The following is a 6,933-nucleotide window of genomic DNA, read 5'->3' as shown; positions in this document are numbered from 1 at the left end:
CGCATGGTCCCCCTCCCCCGATGAGGGAGGATTTTTGCGCGCATCCAGCCAGTCCGCCAGCCTGAACATGAACGGATTGATGGCGATGGAGATCAGGGCCCCGGCCAGGATCAGGTCCTGGGTCTCGCGGCTCATTGCGCCCAGATAGACGCTCAGCGACGCCAGGATGAAGGTGAACTCGCCCACCTGGGCCAGGCTGGCGGCGACCGTGAAGCTGACGTGGCGGTTGACCCGGAACAGGCTGGTGATGGCCAGCGCCGCCATGGACTTGCCCACCAGCACGATCATCAGCACGCCGAACACCGCCAGGGGCTCGCGGATCACGATGGTCGGGTCGAACAGCATCCCCACCGAGACGAAGAACAGCACCGCGAAGGCGTCGCGCAGGGGCAGCGCCCGCTCCGCCGCATTGTGCCCCAGCGGCGTGCCGTTCAGCACCACTCCCGCGACGAACGCCCCCAGGGCGAACGAGGCGCCGAACACCGCATAGGCCAGCCAGGCGATACCCAGGGCGATGGCCAGCACGCCAAGGGTGAACAGCTCACGCGACTTGGTGTGGGCGATGCGCACCAGAACCCAGGGCAGCACCCGCCCGCCGACCACGAACATCAGTCCCACGAAGACAGCCACCTTCAGCAGGGTCCAGCCGATGGACAGACCCAGGGTCGCGGGGTCCGCTGCCTGCCCGCCCGGCAGCACCAGCAGGGGCAGCATGACCAGGGCGATGACGATGACCAGATCCTCGACGATCAGCCAGCCGATGGCCACGCGCCCGACCTCGGTCTTGATCTGCTGGCGCTCCTCCAGCGCCCGCAAGAGCACCACGGTGGAGGCCACCGACAGGGAGAAGCCCAGCAACAGGGCCTCGCCGTCGCCCATGCCCAGCAATCGTCCCAGCGCCCAGCCCAGCAGCGTAGCCGCCGAAATCTGGGCCAGGCGCCCGGCACGGCGACCTTGCGCACCTTCATCAGGTCGCGGGGCGAGAAATGCAGCCCCACCCCGAACATCAGCAGGATGACCCCGATCTCGGCCAGTTGCGGCGCCAGCTCCATGTCCGCCACATAGCCCGGGGTGAACGGCCCGATCAGAACCCCCGCCAGCAGATAGCCCACCAGCGGCGACAGCCTCAGCCGGTTGGCGATCATGCCGAACACGAACGCCAGCACGAAACCGCCCACAAGGGTGATGATCAGGCTGTCGGCGTGCGGCATCCTCGCTCCGGTTCAGGTGGGTGTCCCACCTAACTGGAGCGAGGCGCGGAAAAGGGCAAGCAAGGCACGATCATCTCCCTTTCGCGGGAGAGGCCCTCACCAGTTTCCGTAGACGGGGATGAACCGGCTGCGCAGGCGGCTGACCTCGCGGTCCGCGTCCGTCACGTCATAGGACAGGGCGTTAGCCTGGTCGTTTGCCGTGTCGCGGTCACGACGCAGGCGGCGGATGCGCTCGCGGATCGTGCGGCGGTTCTCGTCGGTCAGCCCTTCCTCGTTGGCGAGGCGGTATTCCTCGTCGCGGATGTCCTGCTCGTATTCGGCGGCCTGGGCGCGGAGCTCATCGGCGCGCGCGCGCAGGGTGTCGGCGCGCTGCATGGCGTCCCAGATCAGTCTGCCATCGGCATAGGCGTATAGAAAATCCTGCTCCAGATCGGCAGGACAGAATCCGTTGGCATACCCGCCGCCCGACACCGCGACCCGGAAGGCGCGGCCCGGCACGCAATACTGGCGCACGCCCTGCTCATGACCCCGGTAATAGGCGCTCGGGTCCGGCGTCACCCCGTGCCGGGCGCAGGCCTCGGCGTGGTCAGACAGCCGCCCGGCGCCGTAGCCCGCCACGCCGTCTGCGCGGCCCTGGCCGACCCAGTCACCCGCAAGACACTGGTCCTCGCTCATGGTGGCGCAGCTGCCCAAGCCCATCAGGACCGCCCCCGCCGCCAGCGTCAGAACAATGCGCATGATCCTGCTCCCCGTTAACCTCTTCGCCCGGCGGCTAGATGCCTCAAGGAACCCGGTTTGGCCAGAGCTTGACGGTTCCACCGCTGGATTTCCGGTCCAGTTCACCCCACACAGGCTGAATGGATGCTGACGAAGATGTTGAGGAAACCGGCGGGGCCGCCCGGACCGTGCGCCTGACCGAATCCCACGCCGGCCAGCGGCTGGACAAGGCTCTGGCCGACGAGATGCCCGACCTGTCCCGCGCCCGGCTCCAGGCCCTGATCGAACAGGGCCGCGTCACCCTGGACGGCGCGCCCGTATCCCGCGCGGGCAAGGCCGCGCCGGGGCTCTACGACATCCTGATCCCGGCGCTCGCCCCGGCGGATCCGGCTCCGGAGGCCCTGCCCCTGCCAGTGCTGTTCGAGGACGCCCACCTGATCGTGGTGGACAAGCCCGCGGGCATGGCTGCCCATCCGGCGCCCGGCAACGAGACCGGCACCCTGGTCAACGCCCTGCTGCATCACTGCGCGGGCTCGCTGTCAGGCGTCGGCGGGGTGGCCCGGCCCGGCATCGTCCACCGGCTGGACAAGGACACCTCCGGCGTCATGGTCGCCGCCAAGTCCGATGCGGCCCACGCGGGCCTGTCGGCCCTGTTCGCGACCCACGACATCGAGCGCACCTACATCGCCCTGACGCGGGGCGGACCCGACCCGGCGCGGGGCCGCATCGAGACGCAGATCGGCCGCTCCAACGCCGACCGCAAGAAGATGGCGGTGCTGAAATCCGGCGGACGGCTGGCCATCACCGACTACCGGGTCCAGCAGGTGTTCGGCGCACCGAAAAAGCCCGGCGGCGCCCCCATGGCCGCCCGCGTCGCCTGCACCCTGCACACCGGCCGCACGCACCAGATCCGCGTGCACCTGGCGTCGAAAGGGGCGCCGATCCTGGGCGATCCCACTTATGGCTCCGGCAGCCCGGTCCAGCCGGTGAAGGACGCCATCGCCGCCGCCAGCCTGAAGCGCCAGGCCCTGCACGCCGCCGTCCTGGGCTTCGTCCACCCGATCACCGGCGAAGCCCTGCGCTTCGAAACCGATCCCCCGGAAGACATGCGGATGCTGGAGATCCTGCTGGCCGACCTCTAGACTCGCCGCACCCTCACCGCCATCCACGGGCGTCCCGGCAGGCTGACCGTGAGCCTCGCCGGATCGTGGAAGAAGTAGCGGTCCTTGCGCGCCATGGTGAAGACGCCCGGCAGGGTGTCGATGGTCATGGCCCAGGTGTCGATGACGTCCACCTCGAACCGCTCGCCGCCCTCCAGCTCGTCTCGCGGAAGATCGACGGTCCATTCGGTGGGCGCGTCCTCGCCGAAGTAGCGCAGATAGAGCCGGCCCAGCTTGCCGCCCAGATGCTGCTCCCACCACTTGTCGATGGGTTCGTAGCCGGGGGCCGGCGCCGCATCCATCACGCCCTTGAAGAAGGCCAGCCGCGCCGGGCTTTCGCCCACCAGCGTGCCGCCGATGCCGAGCCAGAAGCCCGCGTCGGAATTCGGCGTGGTTTCGCTGTGGCCCACGTAGGTTCCGGCGATCAGCCCCTCCCAGAAGGCGCGGGTCATCTCCTGACCGGTCAGATTGCCCCAGCGGTCCTCCATGGTCCCCTCGTAGCGGACCTCGTCGAACACCACCGGCTTGTACCAAACGTCGCGGTAGATCACCGCCCGCGCGTCATCCACCACGGCCGAGCCGTTCTGGATCGAGGCGTGGGTCACCCATGGGTGCGAGTTGTCATAGATGCGCCGCCAGTTGTGGATCGACCGCAACCGCCCGTGTGGGTCCACATCGCGCACCAGCTGGAACATGCGGTCCCAGTCGGCGTCTGTCTTGTGCTCCAGAATGTCGAACTCGTTGGCCATGGACCACCAGACATTCCGGTAGGCCGACAGCCGCGCGACCACATGGCGGATGACCCGGTCATCCACCTCGGCCGGCATGCGGTCAAAGCCCCAGCGATCCTCGTCATAGGGGTGGAACAGGATCACATCGGCCTGCACGCCCAGCGCCATCAGGGCGGCCACCTGCTGGTCCAGCCGCTGGAAATAGGCCGGATTGAACCGGGTGAAATCCCAGTCCGCCTCGCCCGGCCCGCTTTTCTCGAACGGGAACAGCGGTTCATGCGGAATGGAGCCGTTTGGGAAGACCAGCATGCGGATCTTGTTGAACGGCGAAGCGGCGAGGGTCTCCAACGTCCGCAACCGTTGCGCCTCGCCCTGGTGAGTCCAGCCGTAGCTGGTGGTGCCCAGCGGACGATAGGGCGTGCCGTCCGCATGGGCGAAGTGGAAGGTGTCGGCCACGGCGACCGGCCCATGATTGCCTTGCCCCGGCGCCGTCGCGCGTAAGGCGCCGCTACGGCCGTCCAGGTCCGCCAGGTCGCTCCGGATCGTCCATGTCCAGGAGCCCTCTTCAGGTGGGCTGAACCGCACGCGCCAGACGCCCTCGCCGTCATAGAACCCGGGCGCTTCGATTGTTCGACCGCCGTGGGTGAACACGCCCGTCACGGTGACATCGAACGGGTTGCCCGGCGCCCGCCCGCTCAGGGCCGCCTCGAAGAGGCCCCAGCGTTCCACGCTATCCGGCGCCCCCTGGGCCCGGGCCGGGCCGGCCGTCAGCGCGGCGGCGGCCGCCGCCAGCCCCAATCCCATCACATCCCGCCTGTGAAACCCCTGCATTACGTTTCCCCGTTGCTTATGGAGAAACCATGCCGTGGAAACCGGTTACCGCAAAGTCCGCTTGCCCGGTTTTCCACGCCCGCTAGGCTCCGGTGAATACGACAGGGAAAACTGACATGACGGAACAGGGCGCCTTCACCGACAACACCGAGGCCAAACGGTATGAACTGGCCGTCGACGGCGGGATCATCGTCGCCACCTACAATCTGGTGGACGGCGGCGTGATGATCACCGAAACGATCACCCCAGTTCCACTTGAAGGCAAAGGCCACGCCAGCGCCCTGGCCCGTCACGTCCTGGCGGACATCGAGGCGCGAGGCTCAAGATCCTGCCCGTCTGCCCCTTCTTCGCCGGCTGGCTGAAACGGCATCCCGAACACGCCGAAACGGTCCACCCCACCTATCGCCAGATCATCGGCATCTGACTCTGTCAGCTTCCGTGTGCAGCATGGCCCTCGCCATGGGGGCACGATTCGGTCCGCCCTCCAGACAGGAGACGGACCATGACGCTGCGCTTGCTTGCAATCCTTGTCGCCGCCGCCCTTGCCGCACCCGGCCAGGCACGACAGCCGGAACCCGGGTCACCGGCCGCCCATGAGGCTCTGGCGCAGGACATCGCCAGCTTCATGGCTGTCACCCGCTGGGACTGGAGCCTGAGATGGGACGCCTTCGGGACCCGCTCACGCAACACGCGCTGGCATCTGGCGCCGCCCAATCCCTGGTCCACGCACGATCTGGAGCACGGGGTCACCCGCCGCACAGGCTGGATCGAGTCCGGCGGCCGTCAGATCGCCGTGGCGGTTTGCGGCGATGATCAGCGCGTCCTGAAGCTGGCGGCCCACGTCGACGGCGGGTACGGCGGCGAAGGCATGCCTGACCTGATCGCCGCTTTCGCACATACGGAGGCCAGGACGACCCCGCTGGCCGCGCGGGACGAAACCCGTTTCTGGCGTCTCGATCGACCGGAACGTGATCCGGCCACCCTGGCCCTGACCGCAGCCTGCACGCCGGAAGGCTCGGCCGCCGCGCGCAGGTGCTGGACCGTGGCCGAAGTCTTCTTCCGCCCGGACTATGATCCCGACTCTCCCGCCGCCGCCCTGCCCGCCGAGCGGTGCCGTTTGCCGGGCCGAGACTAGTCCGTCTTGAAAAAGGACTGACTTCCTGCTATACTGTTTGTGCCGGATGGCGATGCGTAAAGAACACAATTGTTCACGTCTGCGTCGATTCACCCCTGACAAAGGACGAAACCCATTCCTATCTGGCTGGTTGAGGGGCGAAAGGTCCGGTGCACATCCGGTGGTCGGACCGAGCAACGCCTGCTCTTGATGCGTTGGAGGGTAGCCATATGGCTTTGAAATCACTTGCGGTCATGTCGCCTGAACAGGGACTGTCCCGCTATCTGACGGAAATCCGCAAGTTTCCGATGCTGACCAAGGACGAGGAATTCATGCTCGCCAAGCGCTGGTCCGAGCACGAAGATCCCGAAGCGGCGCACCGCCTTGTGACCTCACACCTGCGCCTGGTGGCCAAGATCGCCATGGGCTATCGCGGCTATGGCCTGCCCATCGGCGAAGTGATCTCCGAGGCAATGTCGGCCTGATGCAGGCGGTCAAGAAATTCGATCCCGACAAGGGCTTCCGCCTGGCCACCTACGCCATGTGGTGGATCCGCGCCTCGATCCAGGAATACATCCTGCGCTCCTGGTCGCTGGTGAAGATGGGCACCACCGCCGCCCAGAAGAAGCTGTTCTTCAACCTGCGCAAGGCCAAGAGCCAGATCTCCGCCTTCGAGGAAGGCGACCTGCGTCCCGAGCACGTCACCAAGATCGCCACCGATCTCGGCGTGCCCGAAGAAGACGTGATCAACATGAACCGGCGCCTGACGGGCGATGCGTCCCTGAACTCGCCCCTGCGCTCCGACAGCGAAAGCGAGTGGCAGGACTGGCTGACCGACGACACCCAGGTGTCCCAGGAAACCCGCCTGGCCGACACCGAGGAGCACTCCCTGCGCATGGGTCTGCTTCAGGAGGCCATGGAGGAGCTGACGGATCGCGAGAAGCACATCCTGACCGAACGCCGACTCAAGGATGACCCCGTCACCCTCGAGGAGCTCGCCGGCCAGTACGGCGTCAGCCGCGAGCGCGTGCGCCAGATCGAGGTGCGCGCCTTCGAAAAGCTGCAGAAAGCCATGCGCGCTGCGGCTACAGAGCGAAATCTGGAAGCCGTCTAGAGCGCAACGCGCAAATAATATCGAGGCGCTGGCTCCAGCGCCTCGATAGCGGCTC

The 6,933-nt window shown here is 67.1% G+C and carries 7 protein-coding genes and 1 pseudogene; 4 read left to right on the top strand and 4 right to left on the bottom strand.

The genetic code is table 11. The features are described 5' to 3' along the window. The 3 genes from MBEBAB_RS06820 to MBEBAB_RS06815 all read right to left on the bottom strand — a co-directional run. On the bottom strand, positions 1–858 hold an 858-nt coding region (locus MBEBAB_RS06820), incomplete at its 3' end, for a cation:proton antiporter domain-containing protein (protein WP_373852885.1). Continuing rightward, positions 750–1,211: a cation:proton antiporter domain-containing protein gene (locus MBEBAB_RS18630; protein WP_021697213.1), complete on the bottom strand. Its 462-nt coding sequence runs from the start codon at positions 1,209–1,211 to the stop codon at positions 750–752. The genes MBEBAB_RS18630 and MBEBAB_RS06820, both read right to left, overlap by 109 nt. Positions 1,212–1,307: 96 nt before the next feature. Next, positions 1,308–1,949 (bottom strand): DUF2799 domain-containing protein, encoded by a 642-nt coding sequence (locus MBEBAB_RS06815; protein WP_021697212.1) that lies wholly within the window; start codon positions 1,947–1,949, stop codon positions 1,308–1,310. Between the two features lie 119 nt (positions 1,950–2,068). Here MBEBAB_RS06815 and MBEBAB_RS06810 point away from each other — a divergent pair, with 119 nt between their 5' ends. Beyond that, positions 2,069–3,070 carry an RluA family pseudouridine synthase gene (locus MBEBAB_RS06810; RefSeq protein ID WP_021697211.1) on the top strand — a complete coding sequence of 334 codons (1,002 nt, stop codon included), beginning with the start codon at positions 2,069–2,071 and terminating at the stop codon, positions 3,068–3,070. On the opposite strand, the gene MBEBAB_RS06805 is transcribed toward MBEBAB_RS06810, so the two are convergent. Further along, positions 3,067–4,623, bottom strand: coding sequence for a DUF5605 domain-containing protein (locus tag MBEBAB_RS06805; protein ID WP_196838996.1), 1,557 nt, complete (start codon positions 4,621–4,623; stop codon positions 3,067–3,069). The genes MBEBAB_RS06810 and MBEBAB_RS06805 overlap by 4 nt on opposite strands. A 143-nt stretch (positions 4,624–4,766) precedes the next feature. Here MBEBAB_RS06805 and MBEBAB_RS06800 point away from each other — a divergent pair, with 143 nt between their 5' ends. The 3 genes and pseudogenes from MBEBAB_RS06800 to rpoH all read left to right on the top strand — a co-directional run bounded on the left by MBEBAB_RS06800 (position 4,767) and on the right by rpoH (position 6,878). Beyond that, a complete protein-coding gene (locus tag MBEBAB_RS06800) occupies positions 4,767–5,012 on the top strand; it encodes a GNAT family N-acetyltransferase (RefSeq protein WP_021697209.1) in 246 nt (81 codons plus the stop codon). 140 nt (positions 5,013–5,152) lie between these two features. Beyond that, entirely contained in the window at positions 5,153–5,785 is a 633-nt protein-coding gene (locus MBEBAB_RS06795; protein WP_021697208.1) for a hypothetical protein, read from the top strand. Between the two features lie 209 nt (positions 5,786–5,994). After that, positions 5,995–6,878: pseudogene (rpoH, locus tag MBEBAB_RS06790) on the top strand (RNA polymerase sigma factor RpoH). Positions 6,879–6,933: the final 55 nt, after the last annotated feature.

It is taken from the genome of Brevundimonas abyssalis TAR-001 (assembly GCF_000466985.1).
Taxonomy (GTDB): Bacteria; Pseudomonadota; Alphaproteobacteria; order Caulobacterales; family Caulobacteraceae; genus Brevundimonas; species Brevundimonas abyssalis.
Note: the sequence above shows the minus strand (reverse complement) of the source record. Positions and strands in the feature narration are given on the sequence as shown.